Here is a 25,074-nt window from a genome sequence, read left to right on the forward strand (position 1 = left end):
CGCTGATGTGGGCATGACATTTACCCTCCTAGAGGACGGCACCCTCACCAAGCGGATGCCGACTGGCCAGGTGGAGCGATGCGAGAGGCCAGCCAGAAACACAACTGAACCAACTAAACCGAACAGATTCGCTCAGACGGCTTGAGGTTAGGCAGACGCCTTCATTGCGTCAAGGCTTCGCGCCGGTAATACGGCGCGTTGCGATGATCGATACGGCGCCGCATCGATCAGTTCAGCTCACGCCTCGAGCGGGGAAGTCAGCGGCATCCGCGCCACCTGGGACGGAACCGGGAGCGCGGAGGACACTTTTGCGGTCACCGCACCCTTGACCAAGAGCAGCAGACTCGGGTGGGACCGCATACGCCCGTAGCTGAACGCCAACTCCCAGCACACACTGCGGCCGAACGGGCACCGCGACATCGACAGATCTGAGCGGTAGCCGGTTGCTACGCATGCTTTTCAGCTAATGCGGCCGCACATCCGCCGGTACCCATAACCACAGGATTCGGGCGCGGTCCTGTGGAGCGGACCACCGGCTCTTGCCGCGCCATCGGCCCCGAGTGTGCTGCGACCACGGTGTTCCCGTGGATCGCCCGAGTGTTCCGATCCGACAAGGAAGCGGCACCTCACATCCGAAGACGCGGCGACTGAAAGGAGTCACCTCCATGAGTGAATCTGTTGGAAAGTATTGAGATCAGTGCGGATCCGCGCTTCAATTTGCGCGCGACGAGTCCACCTCATGTACCACGGACCACTCATCCGCTGGGGGTGTTGGGCCGCAGCCCCATGGCGACGACGGGAGTGTGCAACTGTGGGTGATCCGCGGATCGGCGCGATCGGGTGCGGGGAGCGCCACACCCTCGCCGCGACGGCGCACAGACCCGGCCACGGCCCTCGTATCACCGCGGTGGCCGACCTCGACGAGTCCGCCGCACGACAGGCGGCTGGTCAGTTCGAGCCGGTCATCTCACCGCAGCTCAATCGGGGCAGATCGTGCTGCTCGGCTGCGGTGTGCGGGCCGGCATACGTGATCCAGCACGAACTTCTCGTTCGCCGGGGCGCGTTGTTCACCACCAGCGTCTCGTCGGCGGTTCCCTTCAGCGTTCGGCTCTGCACTGAGGCCTCGGTGAGGCGGGACCTCTCAACCCGCTCGTCGTCGCCCTTCTCCTGACGTGCTGATTCGGAGTCTTCTTCACTCCGCCCAGCCTGCGGGCCGTGTTCCCCGGCCCGGATGCTGGCCGACAAAAGGCACGGCGGCTGCGACATCACGCACGCCGACCGTGCCCCATCTTGCGTCGCGTTTCCCGGCGTGACGCATCGACGAACTCTGATCGTTCCTGATTCCGCGGCACCGAAACGGGAGCGCTTCAGTGTTGTGATCCATCTAGTGGAGGTTCCCATGAGCTTGAGAGGCATAGGACGCCGGCTCCTGCACCGCTGTCTGGCGACCGGTACGGTCGTCGCTTTGCTCGGCGGCCTGGGCGTGGCCGCAAGTGCGACAGCGGCGTCGCAGCCAAAAACGGCGCAGGCAAGTCAGTCCGCGAACCCGGCGGGTACGGCGCATTCGGTGACGTACGACGGTTACTCGTATCTGATCGACGGCAAGCGGACCTATCTGTGGGCCGGTGAGTTCCACTACTTCCGGCTGCCCAGCCAGGACTTGTGGCTCGACGTGCTGCAGAAGATGAAGGCGGCCGGCTTCAACGCGGTGTCGGTGTACTTCGACTGGGGTTACCACTCGCCCGCGGCCGGAGTCTACGACTTCAACGGCGTGCGTGACGTGGACAAGCTGCTGGACATGGCGAACCAGCTCGGCATCTACGTGATCGCCCGTCCCGGCCCGTACATCAACGCCGAGGTGGACGGCGGGGGATTCCCGGCCTGGCTGCACAACAAGGTCAACGAGACCCGTACCACCGACCCGGAGTGGCTGAAGTACTCCGACGAGTGGCAGACGCAGATCGACCGCATCCTCGCCCGGCACCAGCTCACCAACGGCACGGGCACGGTGATCCAGTACCAGGTCGAGAACGAGTTCTACGACAGCAGCTCCGGCGCCCGGGCGTACATGAAGCACCTGGAGGACAAGGCCAGGGCGGACGGCATCAGCGTGCCGTTGGTCGGTAACAACAACGGCACGTTCAGCTCCGGCACGGGCGCTCTGGACGTGGAAGCGGCCGATGACTACCCCCAGGGCTTCGACTGCGACAACCCGTCGCACTGGAACGGCGTCTCGGACATCAGTTACGTCCGCCGACCCGGAAAGCCGCTGGTGACCGCGGAGTTCCAGGGCGGCGCGTTCGACTGGTGGGGCGGCCCCGGCTACGACAAGTGCGCACAGATGGTCAACGACCAGTTCGCCGACGTGTTCTACAAGCAGAACATCGCGGTCGGCGCGACCATGCAGAACCTCTACATGGCCTACGGCGGCACCAACTGGGGCTGGCTGAGCATGATGAGCCACTACACGTCCTACGACTACGGCGCCGCGATCCGTGAGACGCGCCAGCTCGACCCGAAGTTCGACCAGGACAAGCTGATCGGCTATTTCACGCAGGCCGTCGCCCCGCTCACCAAGACCGACGCCCTGCCCGCGGTCCCGACCGACAATCCCAAGGTCCTCGACACCGCACGGGCCAATCCCGACACCGGTACGCAGTTCCACGTGCTGCGGCACGCCGACTCGACCGCGACCAGTACCGACAGCGCGCACCTGAAGATCGACCTCGGCGCGCAGGCCTACACCGTTCCGCAGCAGTCCGGCACGTCGCTGACGCTGAACGGCCGTGAGTCCTCGATCATCGTCGCGAACTACGATCTCGGCAGCAACAAGCTGCGCTACTCCACCTCGCAGATCATGACGAACGCCACCATCGGCGGCCAGGACGTCGCGGTCCTCTACGGCGACCACGACTCGGACGGCGAGACAGTCCTGCACTACGACACGAAGCCCACCGTCACCTCCACCGGCGGCGCCGTGACCTCCACCTGGGACGCGGCCACCGGCGACCTGCGGCTCAACTACCAGCACACCGGCCTGACCCGGGTCCAGATCAGCGGCGGCGGCCACCCGCTCCAGCTGCTGCTCGCCGACACCGCGACCGCCAAGACCTTCTGGCGACAGGACACCGCCGCCGGCCCGGTCCTGGTCCGCGGCACCCACCTGCTGCGCGGCGCCGCCACCGACGGCACGGCCCTCGCCCTCACAGGCGACACCGGCACCGACGGCTCGGTCGAGGTCTGGTCCACGGCCGACTCCCTGACCTGGAACGGCCGGACGGTCCACACCAGCGTGACGGAGGACGGCGGCCTCACCGGCGCGCTCCCCACCGCTGCCAAGGTCACCGTGCCCGCGCTCACCGGCTGGAAGCACGCCCAGGAGTCGCCGGAATCGCAGCCCGGCTTCAACGACTCGTCCTGGCAGGTGGCCGACAAGACCACCTCAAAGATCACCACTCCGGCCACCCTTCCGGTGCTGTCCGCCGACGACTACGGCTTCCACACCGGATCCACCTGGTATCGCGGCCGGTTCACCGGCGACGACAAGACGACCGGCATCACCCTGGCCGCCCGCAGCAGCGGCAAGGCGGCAGCCTCCTCGGTGTGGCTCAACGGCACCTTCCTCGGCAGCTCCACCGACGACAACAAGCACACCTACACCTTCCCCGCCGGCGTCCTGAAGACCGGCAGCGACAACGTCATCTCCGTCCTCACCGTGAACATGGGACATGACGAGAACTGGGGACGGTCCGACGCCAGCACCGTCCGCGGCCTGACCAGCGCCGCCCTGGTGGGAGACACACCGGAAACCATCACCTGGCGGCTGCAGGGCGTACGCGGCGGGGAGACTCCGGTCGACCCCGTGCGCGGCCCGCTGGCCACCGGCGGCCTGTACGGCGAGCGCGCCGGCTGGATGCTGCCCCACTACCCGACCGACGACTGGACCCCGACCACGCTGCCCGCCAACGACACCACCCCCGGCGTCTCCTGGTACGCCACCGACGTCGCCCTGGACCTCCCCAAGGGACAGGACACCTCACTCGGCCTCACCATCACCGACGACCCGTCCCGCAAGTACCGCGCGGAGATCTACGTCAACGGCTGGCACATGGGCAACTACGTCAACTACCTCGGCCCGCAGCACAGCTTCCCGGTCCCGAACGGCATACTCAACCCGAACGGGAACAACCGGATCGCCATCGCTGTGTGGAACATCGACGGGAGCACCGGCGGCCTCGGCAAGGTCGAGCTCACCAACTACGGCAGCTACGCCTCCTCCCTGAAGGTCGCGCAGAACGACAGCCCCCGCTACGACAAGGCGCAGTACGCCATGCCGGCCGCGCCCAAATCCACGGTCGCCCTCAAGGTGCCCGGAACGGTCGCAGCCAGCCAGTCCTTCACCGCGACCACGACCGTCAGCGTGCCCGCCGACGCGCCCCCGGCCACCGAGGTGACCGCCGCGCTCGCGGCGCCCGACGGCTGGACCGTCACCCCGCACCCCGCCGCGACCGACCCCGTCCGGGTCAGCGGCGGAACATCAGCCACCTTCACCTGGGACGTCACCGCACCGGCCGTCCCCGGCAAGGTGAACCCGCTCACCACCACCGCGCAGTTCGTCCAGGCCGGCCGGTCGCAGACCGTCACCGACGAGCGGATCGTAGGGAAGCTCAGCCTCCTCGTCCCGCAGTCGAAGATGTCGGTGGCGTTCGCGGACAGCCAGGAGACCGTCGGCGAGAACGCCCCGGCCGCCAACGCCATCGACGGCGACCCGGGCACCATCTGGCACACCCAGTGGTCCGGCGGCACCGCCGCACCGATGCCGCACGAGATCCAGCTCAACCTCGGTGGCGACAACACCGTGTCCTGCCTGTACTACCTGCCACGCCAGAACGGTGACCACGGCCGCATCGCCAAGTACGAGGTGTACACCAGCAAGGACGGCACCAACTGGGGCAACCCGGTCGCCACCGGAACCTGGACCAACACCGCAGCGGAGAAGGAGGCCTGCTTCACCCCGGTCTCCGCGCACTACATCCGGCTGCGCGCGCTCAGCGAAGTAAACGGCAACCCGTGGACCACGGCTGCCGAGATCAACGTCGGCCGGGTCAGCTGACGGCCCACCCCATCCCGGCAGGGCGCAGGCATCACGCCCGCCCTGCCGGGCCTTCACCCCAACCGAATGGTGTCCCCGCGCACACCTCAGCATCACCGCTCAGCGGTCGGGGCCCGCGTCGTTCCCCGGTCTCGACTGTCGTCTCATCCGGCTTTGCGGGCCGTCCCTGCGGTGGGCGGTGGGCTTCCGGCCCTGATCGTGAGGGTCTGCGATGCGTCCGATGTTGCCCGTGCCGGTGAGAGTGAACGTGGAGGCAGCGCCGGTGGGCGGAATGCTGGTGATGCCGCCGGTGTCGGCGTTCAGTCGCAGGCCCCCGGCAGGGCGCCCTCCAGATCTGCATCATCCATCTCATCCGCAACATCTCCCGCTACGTCGCGCGACAAGACCGACAAGGTCGCCAAGGCTCTCAAGCGCGTCTGCACAACCGCGACCGAGCAGGTCCCGGAATGCAGTGGCACCGGGACATGAAATATCCACCAGCGGACTTCCTGCGGTCGGATGCCTGAGCGGAGTGCGTACCCTTCCTCGCCTTCGACCTCGAAAGGCGCAGGGTGATCTGCTCGACGAACGCCATCGAAGCGTCAACGCGCATCCGCACAGCAGTCCGGGCCCACAGGCACGGCCCGAACGCGTCCGCGGCACTGAAGTGCGTCTCCATGGCATTGATGTCACTCGACCCGACGGGCAAGGCGCGTCGCCACTGGACCATGCGCTGGAGGGCACAACTCAACGCCTTCCGACTCGCTTCGAAAGCCAGCCGTTACGCAGACATACCCAACGCGGGGCTGGCCGGCCGCCGAGTGGCCGGCCAGCCCCGCGTTGGGTATTCGGGTGAACCAGATAGACCCAGAGGCCATCCATCTGCTCCAGCTGGGGAGCGATCGCGTCAACCACCCGAGGCGTTCGTCGTTGAGCCGGTTACGTCGATGCCGAGCACCTCCCCCACCGTCCAGGAGCGGCCCCAACCGCCGACCCGGACCAACGGGGCGGGCGAGGTCAGCCGGTTCGCCACCAGCGCCTCGATCACCTGCCCATGCGTCAAGTGCGCGCTCGCACCGCCTGGACACAGCTCGTCAACGATCCCTGCCAAGTCCAGGCGGCGCAGAAACTCGGCAGAGACAAGCAGAGCTCCCAGACGCTTCTCAACTACAGGCGTCACCACGCACTCACGGCGGGATCGAGGCCGCGGGGACCGGGAAGTCATCGACTCACCCAGCCAGACCCCGCGGCCGCACCCCGGACACCACCGGGACACCCGATCCATCCAAATCAACGAGCCGCGAAGCACAGGTTCCCGACTCTGTCTCATTGGTCAGCTCGGCGAGCCGTACAGGACCACCTCCGCGATGCCCGCGATCGACTGCGCGCCGCCGCCGACGACCTCGGTGATGTTGATGCGGACGTAACGTGCGCCTGCGGCGGTGAAGGTCTCCGGCAGCGTGTGCTGGCCGCCGCGGGTCAGCCCGGGAATCACGGTTGTCCATGAATTCCCGTCCCCGGAGACCTGCAGGTTGTAGGTGTACCAACTGCTGTCTTTGCCCCAGTTGATGCGAGCGCCGGCCAGGTTGTGGGCAGCCGACAGTTGCACGGTCAGCGTCTGCGGAAGCGTTGCCGACGCGGCGACCCATCCCGTGCCGAAGGTGATGTCGTCGTCGAACGCCTTGGCGGGTTCGAAGCCGCTCGCGTAACTGGAGGCGCTCACCTCGCTGATCTGACTGCGGGGAATCTTTGGCCCAGGGTCAGCCGGTTGGACCCCGCCGTTGCCGCCTGGCGGAACGACGCGGAACTCGCGGATGCTCGGCCACCACCATCCGCCGCCCGACAGCACGTTCACCCGCACATACCGCGCCTTGGTCGACACCTTGTGGTTGGACGTGCTGCGCATGACGGTGTTCGACTCCTGGTCGACCACCTTGGTCCAGTTCGTCCCGTCATCCGACGTGAGGATGGCGTACGTGTAGGTTGCCTGGTCGGTCTCCCAGACGATCTGGAACTCCGAAATGTCCGATGACTGGCCGAGATCAACCTGCCACCATGCGGGGATGTTACCGTTCGCGACCCACTTGGAATCCGTGTCGTCATCGACGGCGTGGCCGGGGTCGTGGCCACCTTGGAAGCTCGAGGCTGTGGCTGGCTTGTTCAACGCGAGGTTCAGCGCGCCTTGGATCTCCAGCGTCGAGATGTCCGTCCACTCGGGATGACGGCCGTCGGGCAGGTATCTGCCGGAATAGGGGCTTGTCACCACCGTGTAACTGCCGGACTCCAGCCCGTCGGCCGTCGCGGTGATCGTGATGTCACCTGGGTCCGTGTCCACCGCGAGCAACGCGTAGCCGATGCCGGCCCGCACCTTCTGAGTCTGTACCGCGATGCGGGGGATGTCGTGGCCGACGAGGCTGCCCTTTCCGGCCACATCGAGCTTGATTTCCGCGGTTGACGTCGGGACGACGGTGCCGTTCGCGTCAACGACCTTGATGAACACCGGGATCAGGTCCGAGCCGTCGGCCACCGGCTGGATGCGCGTGAGCGCGCGGGCGTAACGACGAAGCATATCGGCCGCCGTAGCGGGTAGCGGGCTGCCGCGCTTCGTGCCTACCTTCTCGATCAACGATTCGACGGTGTTGGGTTGCACGTCGTCGGCCAACGCCGCAGCCGCCTTCACCCCGGCCGGCGACGCGTCCCCGAGGTAGTACGCGAGCAGGTCCCGTAGCGCCGGCCGGACACCCGCGTCGTCGATTTCGATCTCGATGTGGTGCGGGGCGCCGGGGGTTTTCACGACCTGGGTGGTGGCCACCTCACCGTCGATGTAGCCCTCGGCTCTCAGCTCGCCTGCGACGAACGAGGGGAGTGAGAAGGTGTAATACGGATTGCCGTCTTTCGCGGCGACGGCCTTGGCGGTGCTGGCGTTCTGGGCCCGGCTCTTCTCGCCGACAAGGGTGTCGTTCTGGTACAGCTTCACGTGGTCGGTGTTGCTGAAGACCATTACGTTCCGGCTGGATGCTGCCGAGTAACTGCTGGCGATGAATACCATGGGGCCGCCGTGATTGGGGTTCTTCGGCGACTGCATCCCCTTGAGCCAGTAGTAGCAGTACTTCGGGTACCGGTCGATGTCCACGACCCCGGATTTCTGATACGGCGAGTTCGTGCCGTAGTCCTCGAAAACCCAAAGGAAGTAGCCGCCGATCCGGGGGTTGGCGTCCAGCCCGCCCCAGTCCCAGTACCCGGGACCGCTGAGGTATCGCTGCCTGGTCTCCACCTGCCGTACGAGTGCACCCTCGCCGCTTTCGCGGCCCACCCGGCAGGGGCTCTCCCAGTCGCCCCATTCCCGCGTGAAGAACGGCTTGGTCAGATCGGGATCCGAGCCGTCCGGGTTGACGACCTTGTAGTTCACGTCATAGTACTCTTTCCCCCACAAACCATAGTCTGCCGCGGTGAACATCTGATCGTTGGGCATTTCCGCGTGGGCAAGTGCGGTGACTTTCTTTGACCACCACTCTGGGTTATGTGTCTCGTTCAGCGAGGTTTCCCAGAGAATCATCGACGGACGGTTGCGGTCCCTGCGGATCATCTGCACGGCGTCCGCGTAGGTGCGATTGACGAACGTCTCGTTTTCGCTCCAGAATTGCCAGCCCGGTGCGCACGCGACGACGAGCAAACCGAGCTCGTCGGCGGCGTCGAGAAACGCGGGATCGTGCGGATAATGCGCGGCACGTACCGCGTTGAAACCGCCCAGCTTCAGCCTGAGCGCCTCGCGCCATTTCATCGAACCCGGTGCGGCGTCGCCGACGTAGGCGTAGTTCTGGTGGATGTTCGCCCCGCGCAGGTAGAGGCGCTCGCCGTTGATGTAGAAACCGTCCGCCCGGTATTCGATGCGGCGAATCCCGATTCGCGTGGTGACCGTATCCATCAACTGGTCATTAAGGAAGACCTCGCTGACGAGCTTACAAATTAGAGGCTGTCCAGGCTAGTCAGGGCCCCATCCACAGTCAGCTCTGCTAAATCGTAGTCACCACTCAATCTTGTCACCCAGTCAGCTCTGTAATGATAATTTCCTTTGCATTCAACTCATTCAATCAACTAACCTTTACTTGATAGAGCACTAAGACATCACTCTTGTGTAGTATCTGCAGACATCACTTCAATCCTTTGGAAATGGAAATAATTTCCTTTCCCATATACTCTAGCCATGATGAGAAACATCTCAGAATCTGCATTCAAGTCACACAGATGAACGCACATACACAGAGCAGAATCCTAAGACTCTGTCTGTAGACAAGTGGATAACTGCTAGCTGTAAGGATTGCTGAAGAAACTTCTCAGGAATCTGTTGAATTCCCATTCACAGAGCCTTGAACCATCATAATCGGAAACAGCATTCTAAAGCTTGTAATGAAACACCAGTTTGTATAATGGAGATACTAAGCGCTTTCAATCTAGGCAGAAAAGGAAACGTATAAAAGTAACCTCTAGAATCTCCAAGTGAATCTGAACTAACTAACTAGTAACAGTGTTGAACTCTGTGGATACATCTCACAGAGTATGAAACACTCTTTCTTTTGAAACACTCTTTATTATATTAGTAAATGGAAATAACTCATTTCAATCTTTGAGGCCTTTGGAAATATCTTCATATAAAACAAGACTAGACAGAACCCAGTAACTTATTTTGTGATGTGTGTCGACTCACCTTGAATTGAACCTATCAAAGTCGAAACACTCTGTTGCACTTTTTTCCATCCATTTGATAGCGCCTTCATTGTGAGGCCTTCGTATATCTTCATAACTAACAAGTACTCTCGTTCTCAGAAACATCCTTGGTGTGTGTGTGTCCTCCTCTGACAGAAGCCTACTGTTGTGGCTTTTATCTGCAGCTCCAACAGCTCAATCAATCGTTCGAAACGGGATTACATGTAACAATCAGAGTCATGCTGTCACAATCTTTTTTCCTTCTCAGATATCATAGATCCATTCAATCTGTGAACAATCTCTTCTCCTGCTTGCTTCCGTCGAACGCGCGCCAGCGCCGCCCGGCGCCGTCGATCAGCAGGCAGGCGCTCGGCGGTGCAGGATGATGTCCAGCAGACCAGGTATTGATCGTCCAGGGTGCCCTGGTGCTGGGCGTTGCGCGGACATGGCGATCAGCCCGTGTTGATGTTGATCTTCGCCTTGGTCGACGCTGAAGCCGCTGAAGCCGCTGAAGTCAGCGTGGGCAAGGCGGACTTGCCCGGCCGGGTCGGAGTAGTTCGACCCGAACGTCACCGTGCTGCCGACGACATTGCCCGAGCCCCCGGAGAAGCTGGCGCCGTCGTCCTTCTTCTTAGTGCCCAACGAGCCGGAGCAGGCCGCCAGTAGACCACCGGAGACGACGGCCAGGTCGGCCGCGTCGGTGACGCCCCGCAGCATGCTTCTGCGGCTGCGCGCGAGGGGCCGCGTCTCTCCCTCACCTGCACTGGAGATTGTTGAAGAGTGATCGAACATGTTGTCTCCCGCTTGGCAACGATCCCATAGTCAGTAGAAAATGGGGCGAACTGCTCGCCGTCTGGCGAGAGCCCGGGCTCAAGGTGACGCAAGAGGGACAGCGAAGGAAACGGAAACTCTCAGAAACCGACATTCATTGCGTGGCAACGTAGGCCAGCGGACGCCATGAGTCAACGTCCCGTCAACTACTCGACATCCGCCCGTTACGTCCGCTGTCTGGCCGCATGCAGTCCAGCCCGGGCATCACAGCCCCGGGCCGGCATCGGCCTGCACCGAGAGGTGCTCTCATATGGCGAGTCTGCGGCAGCAGATGAGGGTGCACGCGATGCTCGTGAAGGCGAGGAAGTGCTCGGCCTTGCGCTTGTAGCAACAGGGCACGCGGCGGCAGCCGTCGAGCAGGGCATGGTGCGTTCGACGGTCCAACGGTGGCATCCCAGCCGCGGTGCGGTCTCAGCGCCCTACAGGACCAGGGGCACCGACGTCACCATCGACTTCAGGGGCGCCGGCACCAAGAAGTACGCAAACACCTGGCAGAAGTTGCTCGCCGACGACCCGTCCACACCCCTCACCTCCTGGAACAAGGAGTGCCGCGAGGGTCTGGCGGACGGTAGCATCGCCACACCGCCCATCGGTGCGGGCCCGCCAACTTCACCTCGGGCGTCGCCTCGGCGTCGGGTAACTGGTGCGGCGCGCCGCTTCCGCAGCGGCCCCCGAGGACAGGACCAGCGCGGAGCACGGCAGTTGCCTCGCCATGCCGAAGGCCGCCAAGACCGATGAGCGACCCCGTCCCGGGTGAAACATCACAGACTCATCTCACCCACATTCGCAGGCTTGACACGCTCCCGCAATGAGCGTGTCATATGTGTGCGCGTTTGAATCTGATGGTTTCTGGTTGATTTCGAGGTTCCACCTCTCTTCCGAGCATCCGCCCCCAGCCGCTCGACGGCCCATCTCGCTCTCCTCACCGCACGGCCCCTGAACACGTCTTCTCCGCCGGTCGGTGCCAGCACAAAGGAGCTTCACCATGTCCTCTGCATTCCAGCGGCGTGTCGCCGTCGCCACCGGCCTCCTGCTCACCCTCGGCGTAAGCACGGCGTGTTCCTCGGGCAAGGAGGCTGCCGGGCAGGACCCCGTCGGCAAGGCGGACGGCAAGATCTCCCTCACCTATCTCCAGAAGCAGGGCGACCAGGAGTACTTCGTCGGCGAGGCCGCCGGAGCCAAGGCGAAGGCGGACGAGCTCGGCATCGACCTCAAGATCGTCAATCTCGGCAACGACGCCAACAAGACGGTGGGCGAGGTCCAGTCCGCCGTCGCCCAGAAGACCAACGGCGTCATCATCGTCGTCCCGGACCCCGCTGTGGGCCCCCAGGTCGTGCACACGGCCGAGGACGGCAAGGTCGCCCTGCTGACATCCGACGACCAGATCTGCTCCACCGGCCCCGACCCGGCCAGCTGCGGCAAGGCCGACCTCGTGCCCCGGGTCGGCTTCAGCGGCGCCCAGATGGGCGAAGAGGTCGGCAAGCGCGCGGCCTCCGAGTTCAAGAAGGCGGGCTGGAAGGCCTCCGACACCCGCGTCATCTCCGCCTGGAAGCAGGACGTCACGGTCTGCGGGGACCGGGTCAACGCCTCCAAGAAGGCCTTCGACGCGGCCGTTCCGGGAGTGAAGACCATCAACGTGGCCACCGACAACACACCCACCGGAGCTCAGGACAAGATCGCCGCGACGATCACCGCCAACTCCAAGGTCAAGAACTGGGTCGTCTGGGGCTGCAACGACGAGAACGTGATGGGCGGTGTCACGGCCCTGCAGAACGCCGGGACCCGTCCCGCCAACATCATCGGCGTCGGCCTGGGCGCCTACCTCGCGTGCAAGGAGTGGCAGTCGGACCAGCCGTCCGGCATGAAGGCGGCGCTGTTCATCAACGGCAAGGACGTCGGCGCTCTGGCCGTCCAGACCATGTACGACAAGCTCAAGCACGGCAAGGACTTCCCGCAGGAGGCCTTCGCCCCCACCACCATGGTCGACTCCCACTCCTGGAAGAGCGCCGGCCTCACCTGCAACTGATCCCCTCTCACCGGTGGCTGCCGCGTAGGGCGGCAGCCACCGGTAGGCAGCCCCGGCCCCCTGCCCCCGGGCGGTCCCGGGCACCCCCGACCACACTTGCGCGACGCCATCGAGGTGAACCGACACATGACCAGAGCACCCAATGCAACCGGTGACTCCGGCCCTTCCGGCGGGCAGCCCGACGCCGCAGCGCCGCACGACTCCATCGGCGTCACGGGCGTCACCAAGCGATTCGGTGCCGTACAGGCACTCACCGACGTCACGCTCGACTTCCCCGGCGGCCAGGTCACCGCACTCATGGGCGAGAACGGTGCGGGAAAGTCGACCCTGCTCAAGATCCTCACCGGCGATCACCAGCCGACCGAGGGCCATGTCGTCGTGGCCGGCAAGCGGACCGAACTCGACTCCCCCGCACACGCGCGTGCCGCTGGAATCCGGATCATCCCGCAGGAACCGGAGATCATCCCCCACATCTCGGTCGCCGAGAACGTCTACGCCGGCTCACTGCCCCGCAAGCGCGGAAGGCTGCTCGACCGCCAGGAACTGCGTCGCCGGATCGTGGCGGACCTGGCGCGGCTGGGCTTCGCCGACGCACTCGACCCCGATCTCCCCGGACACCGGCTCACGTCTGCCCAGCGGCAGTTGGTCGAGATCATGCGCGCCCTGACCGGCGACACGGCCGCGCGGCTGATCGCCTTCGACGAGCCCACCTCCTCCCTGTCCGAGCACGAGGTGGAAGCGTTGTTCGCCCTGATCCGCCGACTGCGCGACCAGGGCATCGCGATCGTGTACGTCTCCCACCGCATGCAGGAGATCTTCCAGCTCGCCGACCGCATCGCCGTGCTGCGCGACGGCGGCCTGGTCGGTGTGCAGCAGGCAAGCACGACGAACGAAGGAGAGCTGGTCCGCCTGATGGTGGGGCGCGACCTGTCCACCATGTTCGTGCGACAGCGCACGGCCACTGACCGTCTCGTGCTCGACGTCAAGAACCTCACCACGGACGACGTGCAGAACATTTCGCTCCAGGTCCGGGCGGGCGAAGTCGTCGGCCTGGCAGGACTCATCGGAGCGGGACGCTCGGAGCTGGCGCTGGCACTCGCCGGCGATCAGCCGGTCCGCAGCGGCACCGTCACCCTCGACGGCAAACCCTTGCGCAGCGGCCATCCCGGCGAGGTGATCCAGGCCGGGCTCGGACTCGCGCCGGAGGAACGCAAGGCACAGGCCCTCTTCCTGCAGCAGTCCGTCCGAGACAACACTTCACTGGTCGTACTGGACCGGCTGCGTCGCTTCCGCTTCGTCAGGCGGGCGGCTGAGCGTGAACTCGCCCAGCACTACGCCGACCGGCTCCGGGTGCGCACCCCCTCGATCAACCACGAGGTCCGCAAGCTGTCCGGCGGCAATCAGCAGAAGGTCGTCCTGGCGCGCTGGCTGGCGCGAAAGCCGAAGGTCCTGATCCTGGACGAGCCGACGCGGGGCATCGACGTCGGCGCCAAGGCCGAGATCTACCAGATCATCGCCGACCTGGCCAAGGAGGGCGTCGCTCTGCTGGTCATCTCCTCCGAACTCCCGGAGCTCCTCGGTCTCGCGGACCGAGTCGTGGTGATGCAGGGCGGCCGGATCACCGGCGAACTCAGCCACGACGAAGCCACCGAAGAATCCATCCTCGCCCTCGCGATGGCCGACGACATCAGCCGCACCAGCATTTCTGGAGCCACCTCATGACCCTCACCAGCACCCCTTCCCCGGCCGTGAAGGAACCAGCCGACCACGGCCGCAAGACCGGCAGGACGGAGTTCCTCGTCGGCATCGGCGGCCAGAACATCAGCCTCATCGGCGCGCTCGTCCTCGTCCTGGTGCTCTTCGGAATCCTCAACGACAACTACCTGAGCCTGTCCAACATGCAGGTGATCGCCGAGGCCGCCACCATCACCGGACTGCTCGCCATCGTGCAGACCGTGGTGATCATCTGCGGCGGTCTCGACATCTCCGTCGGTTCCCAGGTCGGCGTCGCGTCGGTCGTCAGCGCCATGGCCTTCACCAGCGCCGGGTCCAACGCCCTCGTAGGCATGGCCGCCGCCGTCGGCATCGGTGTCCTCATCGGCCTGACCAACGGCCTGATCATCGTCTACGGCCGGGTCAACCCCACCATCGCCACCCTGGCAGGACTGGCCGCGTACAAGGGACTGGCCCAGCTTCTGTCGGACGGCCGGGCGCAAGGCTACGTCCTCAACAACGACGTCTTCATCTTCCTCGGCCGCGGCAAGATCGTCGGGCTGCCGGTGATGGTCTGGCTTCTCGTCATCGTCGCCGCCGCGGTGCACCTGCTGCTCAAGTACACCGACATCGGCCGCAACCTCTACGCGATCGGCGGCAACGACACCGCCGCCCGGCTGGCCGGCATCAGCATCAACAAGTATCTGGTCTCCGTCTATGCGCTCATCGGTGTGGTCGCTGCAGTGGCAGGCATCCTGCTGACGGCCCGGACCGGCTCGGGCCAGCCGACGTCCGGCAGTGAGGGCCTGGAGCTCAAGGCCATCACCGCCGCGGCTCTCGGCGGCTGCGCCCTGAAGGGCGGCAAGGGCGGCATCGGCGGCACTCTGCTCGCGGTCGCGCTGCTCGGCTGCCTCGAGAACGGCCTCACCGTCGAAGGCATCAACGCCTTCTGGCAGAACGTCGCCCAGGGCACACTGCTGGTGGTGGCCGTCGTCATCCAGCAGCGCCGCAGCGGCGAACGGGCCGTCGGGCTTCCCAGCTGATACTCCTGAGGACGGGCCCTCCGACCTCGCAGCTTGTCCTGCAGCCGCGCATCGCAACTTCGGGGCGGCCCCCGCGCTGATGTTCCTGGCCAGTCTGCCCGCGCTCGTCCGCTACCTGGTCTGCCAGAAGTGCTACGTCAAGGACCTCACCGGCGGAGCCACCCAAGGGTGAGCCCCACCGCCGCCGGACGAAGCCCAGGCTCCCTTGATCACGGTGCCAGGACGCGGCCGGCGGCGACGGCTGATGCGACGGTGCCGCCGGTGACGACGGCCCAGGCGGCGATGACCGGGATGCGGGTGCTCCAGGTGCGCAGCGCGGGCGAGGTCGTGGCTCGGGCGAGGAACGCGTCGCGACCGCGCAAGACCACGAGGCCGACGCCGGTCAGGGTCAGCGCCATGCCGGCACCGAACGCCGCCACCATCGCGATCGCCGCGCCGACCTGGCCGGTCAGCAGCCCGCTGAGGAGGACGAGGAATGCGGATGGGGAGGGGAGCAGGCCGCCGGACGTGCCGAGCAGCAGGATGCCGCGCCAGGTGAGCAGAGACTCGGACGTCGGGACATGGTGGCTGTGACTGTGGCCGTGGTGGTGATCGTGGTCATGCCCGTGATCGTGGCCATGGTGGTGTCCATGGCTGTGGCCGTGCTTGCGGTTGGTCAGGTGGCGCCGGAGCAGGCCGATGCCCACGGCGACCACGACCAGGGCCGCGATCAGCTGCAGCCAGTTCGTCACCGCTGCGACGTCCGGTGCTTGCTGGGCGGCGAGCCACCAGCCCACGGCGAGTACGGTGACCGATGCGGTGTGCATGACGGCCACGATGGCGCCGAGCCACACCGCGTCCCGCGCTCTGCCCTGGCCGCCTACGAGGTACCCGGCCGCGAGCGACTTCCCGTGGCCGGGGGCGCAGGCGTGGAAGGCGCCCACGGCTGCCGAGACGAGAAGGGCCAGTGGCAGTACGACGCCGTGGTCCAGCAGTGCCGCAAGGTCTGTGGTCCACACGGTCGTCGGCGCCGTGGATTCGGTGGCGGCGGAGCTGCCGGCTCCGCCGAGGGCGAGGGTGAGGGCGGGGTCGCTCGCTGTGTGCAGGCCGCCGCCACCCTTCTTTGTCACGGAGATCGTGCGATAGGCCGGGTTGACGTCGGTCAGTGCGGTGATGGTCAGGGCGACCCTGTCCACGGGTTCGGGGCAGGTGTAGTGGATCAGGGCGCCCTTGCTCGCGAGCCGTGCAGTGTCCACCGCCCCGAGCCGGCACTCGCGCCCGTCCTGCTGCACGGTGATGTGCGAGCCGAGGTAGGTCGCGTCGTCCCCCTTGGCCGCCTGGTGCAGGACGTCCAGGTCGTTCTGCTGGGCCGACCAGGTGATGTCGACGGTGCGGCCTTCGGCCCTGACCTGGGCGACCGGCGGTGTGCCGAAGGGGTGCGCCTCGGCGGCGCCTGCGGCGCCGAGCAGCGCCAGTGCGGCGGCCAGGCCGATCAGCACGAGACGGACGGCGTGGCTGCGGAGGGTGTGGAGGGTGTGGAGGGTGTGCACAGTGGTGGTCCCGTCGGGAGTGGAACGCCGCGCGTTGCCTCCCCTGGCGGGGGAGGCAACGCGCGGACGGTGGGTCAGTGGCGGCTGTCGCGCAGGTGGCGGGCGGCCAGCGCGTGGAGCGTGCCGTCGTCGGTGAGGGCGAAGACCCGGTCACCGCTGACGGAGAGCGCCGAGGTCACACTGGCGCCGAGGTTGTACTCGGTCAGCCGCCTGCCGGTCGCGCGGTCCAGGACGACCAGACGCCCGTGGCCAACTGCGCGGGCGGGAACAGCCCGGCGGGTGGCTCAGTCGCAGACCACCCGGGCGTCGGCCCAGTCGGCGTGGTCGGAGCCGTTGCCGTCACCGCCGTCCTCGATCCGCAGCGTCAGTATCCTGACCCCCGTCACGTCGGCATCGACGGCGCGGGCACTGTCGGCGCCGCGGACGACAGGGGTGTCGGCGATTTGCCGGCCATCGCCGAGCACCTGATACGCCACCGATCCACCCCCGACCTCGTCATCGACACCGACCTCAGCATGGAAGGCGTGACAAGCACCGCCGAGCCAGACGGTGACCTCGCTGGCCGCGTGCGCCCCAAGGCCCTTGGCGTACGTCTTCCCGCCGATGGTCAGGGTTTTTCCATCGCCGGCGCTGTTCTCGCCGTTGGACTTGTCGCGCTCGACCGGGCCCCACCCGTTGGACGAGCTCAGGAACGGCAGGTCGCTGACATTTGCGGTTCCGCTCGGGTTGGCGGGCGGCACGAACACCCGGACTGCCTTCTCCACACGCACCGGGTGGTCCACCGGATCATTGGGGAAATGGAAATGGTAGGTGGCTACGACCGGCAGGTCGTAATACCCCGAGTCAGCCTTTACCGGTGGCGTGACGGCCCACCGGCCCTCGATGGACGAACCGTCCTGCATATCCGGCTTCGACACCGCCGCACCGTCGACCTGCCACCCGGAGGGCGGCGTCACGCTGAGGTCCACGTCGCTGATCGGCCCGTTCGCCGACAGATTGAACGTGCCGCTCATGTCGATGGCGCGGCCCGGCTGCGCATCCGTCGTCCCGGTCGGGGTCACCGTGAGGGACGTCTTCGGCCGCTGGCGGCCGTTCGCCGCCAGAGCGTGGATCGACCCGTCGTCGGTGAGGGCGATCACCCAGTCACCGCTGACGGACAGTGCCGAGGTCACCCCGCCGCCGAGGTTGTACTCGGTCAGCAGCGTGCCGGCGGCGCGGTCCAGGACGAGCAGACGCCCGTCCCGGGTGCCCGCGTAGACGTAGTCCTTGGTGGCCAGGGCGTGCATCGCAGGGGATCCGGGCCCCGTGTTCTTGGCGCAGCCGCTGGCCACCTTCGCCTTGTCGTCCTTGGGGCTTTCCCCGGGCAGGTAGCCGACGGGGGTCTCCCACAGCGGCTTGGACGGGTCGGCCGCCTTGGTGTCGTAGGCGCGGATGAACCCTTCACGGCTCGCGACGTAGGCGATGTCGCCCCAGACGGCGGGGCTGGTCACCGGAGCCTTGCCGTTCTCGCAGAGCCAGGGGTCGTCCGAAGGGTTCTTCCACAGGACCTTACCGGTCTTGAGGTCGTGCCCGCGGACACCGCTCGCGGTCGCCGTCACCAACTGCGGGTCCCCGCTGGCCGGATCGGTGAGGACCGGGGAGGAGTGGCTGTCGATGCCGCCGCCGGTGTCCTGTGCCCACAGCTGCTTGCAGGTCGCCAGATCCATGGCGATCAGCTTGTTGCTGGAACCATCGTGCAGGTAGGCGGTGTTGGAGCCGGGCTGACGGATCGCCGTGCTGTGGAACTGACCCCAGCCGAACGAGCCGCCGAAGCCGCCGGGCAGCATGCTGCCGGTCGCGCCGTCACGGCAGCGGATGTTGTACGCGTCCTGGTAGACGGCGACCGAGCGCTGGTCGGGGCCCGCAAGCGCGAAGACGCTGACCGGACCGCCCGCGCGACCGTAGCGACGCACGGTGTTGCCGTGCTGCTCCTCACGGTCGATGGACTGCCACACGACGTGGCCGTCCTCGGAGTCGAGCGCGTAGATCCGGCCGACGCCGGTGGTCAGGTAGACCTTGCCGTCGTGCAGGGTCGGCGCCGACTCGGCGTCGCCGTCCAGATAGGTGCGCCAGATCTCGCGGCCGGACTTGAGGTCGTAGGCGAGCATCATGCTGTACGGGGAGTCGAACGCCCGGGAGGAAACGATCACCTTGCCGCCGGCGATCAGCGATCCGTTGAGGTTGAACTGCTCACCGGTGTTGGCGGCCCAGCGCAGGCTGAGCTCGCTGCCCGGATTGTCCGCGCTCGCGGAGCGCCCTGCCTCGTCGCGGCCCTGACGGGTCCAGTCCTGGCCGCTCTTGGGCTTGTGCAACTGGCTGTCGGGCACCACCGTGAAGGTGTTCTCGATGGTGGGCCACGCCTTGCCCTTGGTGTCGACGGCAATCATCTGAGCCGTGTACGTTCCCGGGGCCAGACCCTCGATGCGGTCACTGGCCCGCGTCCAGGAGATCCGCGCGTCCGGACAGGTCTCCGGCTTGCCGCCGGGCGCCGTGTAGCAGTTCTCGATGCCCGTCCGGTCGTTGCCCGCGCCGAACTTCAGGCGCCTGTGCCTTTGCACCGCATGGCCGCGGCTGTCGCGGATGGTGAGGGTCGCGTTGTCCGGGGTACGGCCGTCGTCCTCTGCGTACATCTCGAGCGGGATCTTGGCGCTGGCGGGGTGGACGCTGTCCTGTGAGGGGCTGACCAGCGCGGCATCGTCATGGACGTTGAACTCCCGGTGCGTACCCGTGACGAGGCCGGTGTCTTCGTTGCGCTTGGTGGCCGGGTCGTCGGTGATGTCCTTGAAGTCAAGGATCTTGTAGTCCGGCTGGGAGCCGTCGATGCCGTACGTGCCCTGGTTGTTGATCTCGACCGAGCGGTCCCAGGCGCCACGGCGGAACTCGGCCTGCTGGTTGTGGCCCGCGGCGAACAACCGCACGTCGTACTTCGCCAGCTCATCGACGGTCGGCTGCATGCCGGCGCCGGGTCCCCACTGGGTGAACAGCGACCGGTGCGCGAAGACGAACACCTGCTTACCCACGGCGTGGCGCTTGAGGTCCTCACGCAGCCACTCCAGCTGCGGCTTCAGACCGCTGGAGTCGTAATTGTCCTCAAGCACGACGATGTGACGGCCGTTACGGTCGAAGCTGTACCACTCCGGGCCCATGTTCCGGCGCCAGAACTCCATACTGCCGCCATAGCCCTGGGAGTTGACATCGCCACCGAAGTCATGGTTGCCCATCACCGGGTAGTACGGCATACCGAGTTTGCCGTCGGTCAGGCCCTTGCGCATGCCGTCGAAGGTGGCCTGCCGACGCGACGGGGGGGTCCCGTCGATGACCACCAGGTCACCCGTCGTCATCACCATCGACGCGCCGTCGACCTCGGACATCGCCTCGACGTGGCCGGTCCACTCCGGGTCGCCGGCCGTCTCGGTGTCGGAGACCATCAACCACTTCTCGGTGGGGTTGGCGGCGTTCTTGTCCTTGACGAGAGCGAAGTCGATGCCGGTGCTCGGACCGCCCTCGGGCACCTTGTGGAAGTACTCCGGAACGTAGTCCTCCCGCAGGTGCGGGGTGTAGCCGTTCGGGGAGACGATGCTGATCAGGTCGGTCTCCCGCCGGGCCGGGTCCATCTGCAGGCTGTACGAGCCGTCGGGGCCGGTCGTCGTCCAGCCGGCGCCGTCCGTGACGTCGACCCCGGCCATCGGAGCCTCGCCCGCGTCGCGCTTGCCGTTGCCGTTGGCGTCCTCGAAGACCGTGCCCGTGACCGTGACCGTGTCCGCGGTCGCCGCTGCCTGCTCGGCGAGCGGCGCCGCCGCTGCCACCTGGGGAGCCAGGCAGGACAGCGTCACCACGCCGACGGCGGCCAGCTTGATCCGCCCGCGGCCGGCGCGCACCCTGGCGGCCAGCTGGGCGACCTGGAGCCGCCCGGTGCGGATCTGCCACACCGCGAGCAGCAGCGCGGCGGCCGCCGCGATGCCGAGCGCCACCTGTGCCCAGGGGAAGGTGGGAAGCGCGTGGGCACCCGATGCGTCGACGACGGGGGTCTGCGCGTTGGCGTTGACCGTGGTGCCGTCGAACTCGGCGACGACCTGGGTCAGCCCGCCCTGCTGCAGCATCGCGCTCAGGTCGAGCTTGTCGACGTGGCAGCTCCACGCGAGCTCGATCACCACACCGCCCGGAACGCCGCCGCCGTCCCCGGCGACGCCGGAGCCGGTGGCAGGGCACGCTGCGCTCAGCAGGTGCGACGCCCAGGCACCTGCCTTCTGTGGTGACACCACGTCATGGTGGACGATCAGCCGCCCACTGGTGACGTTTTCCTTGGTCGTAATGACGAGTTCGGCGTGCTCCGGTGACACATGCGCCGCAGCGGGCTGTGCACAGAAGCCCAGGATGAAGAAGAGCAGCGCAAGGCCTAGACCTGCTGCTCTGTGAAGGAATCTCATAGGCAAGGAAGCTAGCTTGACCGGACAGCTTGCCGGTCCTGGAAGCGGCAACCTTCATCGAACGGTTAGCCAGAATTAACCGGAGGACGCGTGAGGTCTGCCATGGCGGCACGGCGGCCGCCGCCGACGTGGCACCGGTGACAGCCGCGAGTGAGTGCGGTACCGAAGCCACCAGGCCTCGGGTGGGTCGACGCAGTCTGCGCATCGACTGACCTCTTCCTGATCGTGGTCCAGATTTATCTGATCGCTCGCATTCCGGAGGGAACCGCCCGCAAACAGGCTCACTGCCTGAGACCGGGCTCGGAACGGGGACGGTGAGATCCGTCCGCAGCGCCACGTCAATCGAATTCCTGCCCCGCAGGACGAGAAACTCGTCGACGTTCTGGGCGAACATGTCGTAGTGCATCGCATGACCCGTCGCACGCCCGCACTGGCGGCCAGCTCGACCGCCTCGGCCGCGTTCATGTTCCCGGCGAATCCGAGCGCCGCCCGGTGCTCGTCGCGCCGTTGATGGGCAGGCAGAGCAGATCGGCTGTATGACGGGCGAGTTCGGCGGCGAGCCGGGCATCGGCCCGGGCGTCCCCGACGTGCGCCACGGTTACCCGGCCGTCGGAGACGACGTAACCCTGGTAGGGGTGGCCCAGTTCGCAGTCCTCGTCGTAGTCGTCGTGTGGCACCGCGAACGAGGTCAGGCGGAGGCCGGCGACCTCGACGGTGTCGCCACCTCTGGTGGAGCGGATACGGGCGTCCGGCCGGCCAAGGTCGAGCAGGGTGCTTCGAGCCGCGAGCGGCGCGACCACGACCGCCTGAGGCTCCGTTACGAGAACGCCCCGGACTCCGCGCGGTCGCCCTTCGGGCGGACGAAAGCACGGCGCGGACACGCCCTAGGATTGCCGGGTGAGCGACAAGCCGGTTCCCGAGAAGACATCCTCCCGCACCACCGGGTCCCAGACCCTGGCCCGCGGCCTGACCGCGCTCGGACTGGTGGCCGGGACGCCGCACGGGCTCGCGGTGCAGGACGTGGCGGACCGCCTGGGCGTGCATCGCACCGTCGCATACCGCATCCTGACCACCCTGGCGGAGTTCCGGCTGGTGTTCCGGGGCGCGGACGGCCGCTACCGGGCGGCGTCCGGCACCGCCGCGCTGGCGCGCGGCTATGCGGCCGGGATCCGGGAGGCGTCGCTGCCGGTGCTGCGACGGACCGCAGACAAGCTGAGGGCCACGGTCGCGCTGATCGCCGCGGAGGGCGACGACGCGGTGGCGGTGGCGGTGGTGGAGCCGCAGTCAGTGGACTACCACCTCTCCTACCGGGTCGGCAGCCGCAACCCGATCGGGGTCGGCGCGGCCGGTCTGGCGCTGGCCTCGTTCCGGCCGCCGTCGCCGGACGATTCGGCCGAGCTCGCCGAGGTGCGCGAGCGCGGGTACGCCATGACGTTCGGGCGGGTGGAGCCGGGTACCTTCGGGGTGGCCGTGCCGCTGCGTTCGGCCGATCCGGCGATGCAGCTGTGCGTCAACCTGATCACCACCCGGGAAGAGGTGGCGCGCGCCTCGGTCACCGGCATGCTGGCGGCCGCCGAGGAGCTCTCCCGTAGCGTCTGACGGATCATCGACGTCGCGCTGCCGCTCGTCGCGGAGCGGGAGCGCGGTGCACATCTGACGCCTCGTCAAGCCGCCCGGCGACCGGTCGCACGGTCGCCGGGTGACTTGCTGCCTCACTGGTCAACTCTGTTGGAGTGAAAGGGATTCGACACGCACGCACATGTGTGTCATGCCCTGGACGCATGGATAGCCTGAGCCCGCTTCGCGGCCCTCGGCCCACCCCACTCGGGTCCGGGGGCCGTTCTTTCTCCCCCACAGAGCAGGAGCAGGTATGCCCAGACGCGCCGCAGCCCACCCGAGGGGCCGCGCACCCGTGCTGGCGGCCCTCACCGCCACCGCGCTCGCCGCGACCGTCACGCCGGTCCTCGCCGCACCCCCTCCGGTCGCCGCCCGCCACTCCATGAACCAGGCGTTCGCGCAGGCGGCACGGGAGTTCGACGTACCGCGCGATCTGCTCGCCGCCGTCGGCTACGGCGAAACGCACCTCGACGGCCACGCCGGGCGCCCCAGCCAGGCGAACGGGTACGGCGTGATGCACCTGGTCAGCAACCCCAGGAACCACACGCTGGAAACGGCGGCCGCACTCACCGGCGCGCCGCTGTCGGAGCTCCGGCGGGACACCGCGGCCAATATCCTCGGCGGCGCGGCCGTGCTGCGCGCGTACGCGGACCGCATCGGCCTCGACAGCGACGAGCGCGATGACATCGGCGCCTGGTACCCGGCCGTGGCGCGGTACAGCGGCATGACGGGCCGCGCCGCCGCCCTCTACGCCGACGCCGTCTACACGTTCCTCGCGAACGGGATCGTCACCACCGTCCCCGGCGGCGAGCGGGTCTCGGTGACCGCCCGCCCGGTCGCCCCGGAGAAGGGCGCCTTCTCCGACAGCGGGGTACACACCCGGAGCCATGACTACCCGTCGGCCCTGTGGGTCCCGGCCGACCCGAACAACTTCGCCAAGGGCCGGTCGGCGCCGATCAACAAGGTGATCATCCATGTCACGCAGGGCTCGTACTCGGGCTCGATCAGCTGGTTCCAGGACCCCACGGCCGAGGTGAGTGCCCATTACGTGATCCGATCCTCCGACGGGCAGATCACCCAGATGGTCCGCAACAGCGACACCGCGTACCACGCCCGGGGCTCGAACGCCTCGGCGCTCGGCATCGAGCACGAGGGATTCATCGACGACCCGTCCTGGTTCACGGACACGATGTACCGCTCATCGGCCGCCCTGACCAGCGCCCTGTGCGACAGATACGGCATCCCGAAGGACCGGGCGCACATCATCGGCCACAGCGAGGCAGCGGACAGCGACCACTCCGACCCGGGCCCGTACTGGGACTGGGCCCGCTACATGAGTTACGTCGGGGGCGACGACAGCGGCGGCAGCAGTGACGGGCTGAGCTTCGCCTCGTACGCCACCCAGCAGAGCGGATCGACGGGCGCCCAGGTCACGGCGGTGCAGCAGCTGCTGACCGCGCAGGGCTTCGACGCGGGCGCAGTGGACGGGAGCTTCGGCCCGGCCACGCTGACCGCGGTCAAGACGTTCCAGACGGCCCGCGGACTGAGCGCCGCCGGCATCGTCGGCGCGAGGACCTGGACGGCGCTGCTGTCGGCCGGGACCGTGCCGACGCTGAAGCAGGGGGACTCGGGCGCGGACGTGAAGCGGCTCCAGCGCTCACTGACCGCAGCGCTCGGCACCACCGTGGACGCCGAGGGGAGCTTCGGCCCGGAAACGGTGACGGCGGTGCGCACCTATCAGAGCGACCGCGGGCTGACGGTGGACGGGATCGTCGGCAACGGCACCTGGGCGGCACTGCAGGCAGGGCACTGACCTGGCAGAACGGCAGCAGACGCCGGTACCGGCGGTGCGGCGCGGATTCCGCCCGCGCCGCCCGTACACATGTCACGCCCGGCCGAGATGGACAGTGCCACTACGAAACCGTGCAGGTGAGACGTGCGATACCCACTCTGCCCTGGGTCGCTGGGAGGCCCCGGTCGAGCACCTGCCGGTCACCTGGGCCGAGGCCAAGCGGCGCATCGCGGAACAGGAACAGCCCGAAGCCGCCTGACA

15 protein-coding genes and 1 pseudogene are annotated in these 25,074 nt (G+C 66.9%); 7 read left to right on the forward strand and 9 right to left on the reverse strand.

What is annotated here, in order from left to right; all coding sequences use genetic code 11:
• Window positions 1-948: 948 nt before the first annotated feature.
• Window positions 949-1,269, reverse strand: coding sequence for a hypothetical protein (locus tag OH809_RS08975; RefSeq protein ID WP_406422919.1), 321 nt, complete (start codon window positions 1,267-1,269; stop codon window positions 949-951).
• 298 nt (window positions 1,270-1,567) lie between these two features.
• Between OH809_RS08975 and OH809_RS08980 the strand changes: the two genes are divergently transcribed.
• Together OH809_RS08980 and OH809_RS08985 are read left to right on the forward strand one after the other, a co-directional pair.
• Window positions 1,568-5,113 carry a beta-galactosidase gene (locus OH809_RS08980; protein ID WP_406422918.1) on the forward strand — a complete coding sequence of 1,182 codons (3,546 nt, stop codon included), beginning with the start codon at window positions 1,568-1,570 and terminating at the stop codon, window positions 5,111-5,113.
• Between the two features lie 521 nt (window positions 5,114-5,634).
• Window positions 5,635-5,778: pseudogene (locus OH809_RS08985) on the forward strand (transposase); the annotation flags it as partial.
• A 221-nt stretch (window positions 5,779-5,999) separates the two neighbouring features.
• Here the strand turns inward: OH809_RS08985 and OH809_RS08990 are convergent.
• The 4 genes from OH809_RS08990 to OH809_RS09005 all read right to left on the reverse strand — a co-directional run bounded on the left by OH809_RS08990 (window position 6,000) and on the right by OH809_RS09005 (window position 11,011).
• Window positions 6,000-6,422, reverse strand: coding sequence for a DUF4277 domain-containing protein (locus tag OH809_RS08990; RefSeq protein WP_406515016.1), 423 nt, complete (start codon window positions 6,420-6,422; stop codon window positions 6,000-6,002).
• A 3-nt stretch (window positions 6,423-6,425) separates the two neighbouring features.
• Window positions 6,426-9,017, reverse strand: a complete 2,592-nt coding sequence (locus OH809_RS08995) for a discoidin domain-containing protein (RefSeq protein WP_406515017.1) — start codon at window positions 9,015-9,017, stop codon at window positions 6,426-6,428.
• A gap of 1,133 nt (window positions 9,018-10,150) precedes the next feature.
• The gene (locus tag OH809_RS09000) at window positions 10,151-10,513 is read right to left on the reverse strand and encodes a hypothetical protein (protein WP_406515018.1); all 363 of its coding nucleotides are present in this window, start codon (window positions 10,511-10,513) and stop codon (window positions 10,151-10,153) included.
• 360 nt (window positions 10,514-10,873) lie between these two features.
• Window positions 10,874-11,011, reverse strand: coding sequence for a hypothetical protein (locus OH809_RS09005; RefSeq protein ID WP_406422914.1), 138 nt, complete (start codon window positions 11,009-11,011; stop codon window positions 10,874-10,876).
• A 601-nt stretch (window positions 11,012-11,612) separates the two neighbouring features.
• Here OH809_RS09005 and OH809_RS09010 point away from each other — a divergent pair.
• From OH809_RS09010 to OH809_RS09020, 3 genes are all read left to right on the forward strand, one after another.
• On the forward strand, window positions 11,613-12,653 hold the full coding sequence (locus tag OH809_RS09010) for a substrate-binding domain-containing protein (RefSeq protein ID WP_406422913.1): 1,041 nt from the start codon (window positions 11,613-11,615) through the stop codon (window positions 12,651-12,653).
• 126 nt (window positions 12,654-12,779) lie between these two features.
• Window positions 12,780-14,375: a sugar ABC transporter ATP-binding protein gene (locus tag OH809_RS09015; protein WP_406422912.1), complete on the forward strand. Its 1,596-nt coding sequence runs from the start codon at window positions 12,780-12,782 to the stop codon at window positions 14,373-14,375.
• On the forward strand, window positions 14,372-15,409 hold the full coding sequence (locus tag OH809_RS09020) for an ABC transporter permease (RefSeq protein ID WP_406422911.1): 1,038 nt from the start codon (window positions 14,372-14,374) through the stop codon (window positions 15,407-15,409). Before OH809_RS09015 ends, OH809_RS09020 begins: the two co-directional genes overlap by 4 nt.
• A 209-nt stretch (window positions 15,410-15,618) precedes the next feature.
• Here OH809_RS09020 and OH809_RS09025 read toward each other — a convergent pair whose 3' ends face one another.
• The 4 genes from OH809_RS09025 to OH809_RS09040 form a co-directional block, all read right to left on the reverse strand.
• The gene (locus OH809_RS09025; protein ID WP_406422910.1) at window positions 15,619-16,938 is read right to left on the reverse strand and encodes a hypothetical protein; all 1,320 of its coding nucleotides are present in this window, start codon (window positions 16,936-16,938) and stop codon (window positions 15,619-15,621) included.
• A gap of 74 nt (window positions 16,939-17,012) precedes the next feature.
• Window positions 17,013-17,177: a PQQ-binding-like beta-propeller repeat protein gene (locus tag OH809_RS09030; protein ID WP_406425286.1), complete on the reverse strand. Its 165-nt coding sequence runs from the start codon at window positions 17,175-17,177 to the stop codon at window positions 17,013-17,015.
• Between the two features lie 45 nt (window positions 17,178-17,222).
• Window positions 17,223-21,404, reverse strand: coding sequence for an NPCBM/NEW2 domain-containing protein (locus OH809_RS09035; RefSeq protein WP_406422909.1), 4,182 nt, complete (start codon window positions 21,402-21,404; stop codon window positions 17,223-17,225).
• A 461-nt stretch (window positions 21,405-21,865) separates the two neighbouring features.
• On the reverse strand, window positions 21,866-22,204 hold the full coding sequence (locus OH809_RS09040; protein WP_406422908.1) for an MBL fold metallo-hydrolase: 339 nt from the start codon (window positions 22,202-22,204) through the stop codon (window positions 21,866-21,868).
• 97 nt (window positions 22,205-22,301) lie between these two features.
• Between OH809_RS09040 and OH809_RS09045 the strand changes: the two genes are divergently transcribed.
• Together OH809_RS09045 and OH809_RS09050 are read left to right on the forward strand one after the other, a co-directional pair.
• A complete protein-coding gene (locus OH809_RS09045) occupies window positions 22,302-23,003 on the forward strand; it encodes an IclR family transcriptional regulator (protein WP_406422907.1) in 702 nt (233 codons plus the stop codon).
• A gap of 271 nt (window positions 23,004-23,274) precedes the next feature.
• The gene (locus tag OH809_RS09050) at window positions 23,275-24,834 is read left to right on the forward strand and encodes an N-acetylmuramoyl-L-alanine amidase (protein WP_406422906.1); all 1,560 of its coding nucleotides are present in this window, start codon (window positions 23,275-23,277) and stop codon (window positions 24,832-24,834) included.
• Window positions 24,835-25,074 lie beyond the last annotated feature (240 nt).

The organism is Streptomyces sp. NBC_00873 (genome assembly GCF_045207415.1).
GTDB lineage: Bacteria > Actinomycetota > Actinomycetes > Streptomycetales > Streptomycetaceae > Streptomyces.

What these genes read in the sequence shown, in the direction of transcription:
- OH809_RS08990 (WP_406515016.1), bottom strand. Translation starts at nt 6,422, where the DNA reads ATGAGACAGAGTCGGGAACCTGTGCTTCGCGGCTCGTTGATTTGGATG.
- OH809_RS09010 (WP_406422913.1), top strand. Translation starts at nt 11,613, where the DNA reads ATGTCCTCTGCATTCCAGCGGCGTGTCGCCGTCGCCACCGGCCTCCTG.
- OH809_RS09020 (WP_406422911.1), top strand. Translation starts at nt 14,372, where the DNA reads ATGACCCTCACCAGCACCCCTTCCCCGGCCGTGAAGGAACCAGCCGAC.
- OH809_RS09035 (WP_406422909.1), bottom strand. Translation starts at nt 21,404, where the DNA reads ATGAGATTCCTTCACAGAGCAGCAGGTCTAGGCCTTGCGCTGCTCTTC.
- OH809_RS09000 (WP_406515018.1), bottom strand. Translation starts at nt 10,513, where the DNA reads ATGCTGCGGGGCGTCACCGACGCGGCCGACCTGGCCGTCGTCTCCGGT.
- OH809_RS09015 (WP_406422912.1), top strand. Translation starts at nt 12,780, where the DNA reads ATGACCAGAGCACCCAATGCAACCGGTGACTCCGGCCCTTCCGGCGGG.
- OH809_RS09050 (WP_406422906.1), top strand. Translation starts at nt 23,275, where the DNA reads ATGCCCAGACGCGCCGCAGCCCACCCGAGGGGCCGCGCACCCGTGCTG.
- OH809_RS08995 (WP_406515017.1), bottom strand. Translation starts at nt 9,017, where the DNA reads ATGGATACGGTCACCACGCGAATCGGGATTCGCCGCATCGAATACCGG.